This window comes from uncultured Ruminococcus sp. (assembly GCF_946415235.1).
In the GTDB taxonomy this organism is placed as follows: Bacteria; Bacillota; Clostridia; order Oscillospirales; family Ruminococcaceae; genus Ruminococcus.
This window is the reverse complement of the sequence record NZ_CAMKRR010000172.1, coordinates 1-2,911: the sequence shown is the minus strand read 5'-3', so window position 1 is coordinate 2,911 and position 2,911 is coordinate 1. Positions and strand designations below refer to the sequence as shown.

4 protein-coding genes are annotated in these 2,911 nt (G+C 49.9%); all 4 read left to right on the top strand.

The genetic code is table 11. The features are described 5' to 3' along the window. Positions 1-693 (top strand): Hsp70 family protein (locus tag Q0R37_RS15550; RefSeq protein ID WP_294755530.1); only part of this gene is annotated, 693 nt, incomplete at its 5' end. Beyond that, complete coding sequence (locus Q0R37_RS15545) at positions 693-845, top strand: hypothetical protein (protein WP_294755529.1); 153 nt, start codon at positions 693-695, stop codon at positions 843-845. The genes Q0R37_RS15550 and Q0R37_RS15545, both read left to right, overlap by 1 nt. A 285-nt stretch (positions 846-1,130) precedes the next feature. Continuing rightward, positions 1,131-2,279 carry a molecular chaperone DnaJ gene (dnaJ, locus tag Q0R37_RS15540; protein WP_294755528.1) on the top strand — a complete coding sequence of 383 codons (1,149 nt, stop codon included), beginning with the start codon at positions 1,131-1,133 and terminating at the stop codon, positions 2,277-2,279. Between the two features lie 57 nt (positions 2,280-2,336). Next, on the top strand, positions 2,337-2,723 hold the full coding sequence (locus Q0R37_RS15535; RefSeq protein ID WP_294755527.1) for a DUF6483 family protein: 387 nt from the start codon (positions 2,337-2,339) through the stop codon (positions 2,721-2,723). Positions 2,724-2,911: the final 188 nt, after the last annotated feature.

Here is a 2,911-nt window from a genome sequence, read left to right as displayed (position 1 = left end):
ACTATCCCTACAAAGAAGTCACAGGTATTCTCAACATACGCAGACAATCAGCCTGCCGTTGATATCAATGTACTTCAGGGTGAGCGTGAATTTGCACGCGACAACAAGCAGCTCGGTACCTTCCGCCTCGACGGCATCGCTCCCGCACCGAGAGGAATCCCTCAGATCGAGGTAACCTTCGATATCGACCAGAACGGTATCGTTCACGTATCCGCTAAGGACCTCGGCACAGGCAAGGAGCAGAACATCACTATCACTTCTTCCACAAATATGTCCAAGGACGATATCGACAGGGCTGTAAAGGAAGCAGAGCAGTACGCTGCCGAGGACAAGAAGCGCCGTGAAGCCGTTGACAACAAGAACGAGGCAGAGAACCTTGTATTCCAGTGCGAGAAGGCTCTCACAGACTTCGGTGATAAGGTATCTGCTGACGAGAAGTCCAATATCGAGTCTAAGTGCGCAGCACTTAAGTCTGCTATCGAAGCAAACAATGACTCTGAGATCAAGACTCTCAAGGAGGACCTCCAGAAGGCATTCTACGACCTCTCTGCAAAGATCTACCAGCAGGCAGCTCCAAACGGAGCACAGGGCATTGATCCTTCGCAGTTCGCTAATATGGGCGGTGCAGCTGATGCAGGCGCTCAGGGCGGAACCGACGACGGAGTAGTTGACGCCGACTTCACAGAAGTATGATGAAAAAGCTGAGAACGATATTGCTTATTGCTGCTTTTGCCGCATTGATATACTTTGGATTCAAGTGGTTCATGAGTGTAGCCAATGACGAGTTTTCGGACTACGACGGCGGCAGAGGCAAATATGAGGATTCGGTAGAAAACAGTTTATAAGGCTTTTAGGGCGGAGAATCACTTCGCCCTAAAGGTGTATTTACAGGCGCGGCAAAAAAACAGTTCCCGTGACATTATGACGCGAACATGGGAGGGTCGGCTCTCCGCCGCCCTAAAGGTGTATATAATGCTTAATTCGTAATGCGTAATGCGTATTTATGGATCAAGAACCGACTTTGTAGGGGCGGCTATCAGCCGCCCGCAAACTGCCCCCCAAACGGCATGGGCGGATAGTATCCGCCCCTACAAGATCTTTCCGTGTATAACGGAAGAATGGAGTTATCTATGGCTGAAAAAAGAGATTATTATGAAATCCTCGGCATACAGAAGGGTGCTTCCGAGGATGAGATAAAAAAAGCCTTCCGTAAAAAGGCAAGAGAAAATCACCCCGACCTTCACCCAGATGATCCTTCCTACGTTGAGAAGTTTCAGGAGATAAACGAGGCTAACGAGGTGCTTTCCGACCCCGAAAAACGTGCCCGCTACGATCAGTTCGGTCACGCAGGCGTTGACCCGAGCTACGGCGGCGGTGCTGACGGTATGAGCGGCTTTGGCGGCTTCGCGGATATGGATGATATCCTCGGCAGTATCTTCGGCGGCTTCGGCTTCGGCGGCGGCACAAAGCGCTCAAACGCCAATGCTCCGCGCAGAGGTGCGGATATACAGGAGACTGTCTCCATAAGCTTTATGGACGCCTGCAACGGCAAAAAACAGGATATAAACATAAACCGTATGTGCGTCTGTGATTCATGCAGGGGCTCGGGCGCAGAAGCAGGCACAACTCCCGACATATGCCCAGACTGTCAGGGCAGAGGCTCTATCAAAGCCACACAGCGTACTCCCTTCGGAGCTATTTCTTCCACAAAGCCATGTCCTCACTGCGGCGGAAAGGGCAAGATCATCAAGAGCCCCTGCAGCAAGTGCCGCGGAGTTGGACGTATCAGAGTACAGAAAACCGTATCCGTTGATATCCCCGCAGGTATCGACGACGGACAGACACTTCGTATCGGCGGTCAGGGCGACTGCGGCGTAAACGGCGGTCCGAACGGTGATCTTCTCGTTGGCATCAACGTAAAGTCTCACCCTATATTCAGACGCGAGGGCTACGACATACACTGCGATATCCCTGTTACTTATATGGAAGCCGTTCTCGGCGCGGAGATAACCGTTCCCACGATCGACGGCGACGTAAAATACACTATCGCTGAGGGTACTCAGACAGGTACTATCTTCCGTCTCAAGGGCAAGGGCGTTACACGTATCCACCGCACGGACCGCGGCAATCAGTACGTAAAGATATACGTGGAGGTCCCGAAAAATCTTTCAAAGAAGCAGAAGGATCTGCTCAAGCAGTTTGAAGCTTCACTGACAGAGAAGAACTACGCAAAGCGTCAGAGCTTTTTTGAAAAGCTCCGCTCAAAGCTTGATTTTTAAATGATATTTCACAGACCTCTCAGCAGGTCTGTATGTTTAATGATAGGGGGATTAATAATGTTTGAACAGGATTTTATCATGCGGCAGATAAAGGAAATGACTGCCGTTATCGCAAAGGTAGTATTCGGTGCAAAAACAGAGTCAATGTCTCTTATGCTCCAGCTGAGAGAGAGGCAGAAGGTCGAATTTCTCGTGGATAAAATGAAAAACGGGGAGATACAGGACGCTGTCAATGAAGTTGACAGGCTCACAGACAACAACACCAAGGAGAACCTGATGATAGGTCTTGCCTTCTACAATGAGTTCAGCGACATCAGTGACGATGCCCTTATCGCCGCAGGCTACAGCTGGGCAAAGGCGAGGGAGGACTTTGAAAGATTTGCCGATAAGTTCGGTATGCAGCAAATGACTAACCTCTACTTCGGCGACGGCAGCGATGATTAATGAACAAGCCCCGAGGCTATAAGTGCTGCGCTGATAAAGAAGTTTTTCGCCATAGTATTTCTGATACAAAGTCAGAAGTACTATGGCGTTTATATTGACAATGCAACGATGTTATGCTATAATTGTTACGAACATAAATCGGAGTTGTGCGCCCAGCCAAGGGCGAATGATCGAGCAGGTGGGAAGCC

Coding starts and splice junctions, on each gene's coding strand:
- Q0R37_RS15545 (WP_294755529.1), top strand. CDS start 693: ATGAAAAAGCTGAGAACGATATTGCTTATTGCTGCTTTTGCCGCATTG.
- dnaJ (WP_294755528.1), top strand. CDS start 1,131: ATGGCTGAAAAAAGAGATTATTATGAAATCCTCGGCATACAGAAGGGT.
- Q0R37_RS15535 (WP_294755527.1), top strand. CDS start 2,337: ATGTTTGAACAGGATTTTATCATGCGGCAGATAAAGGAAATGACTGCC.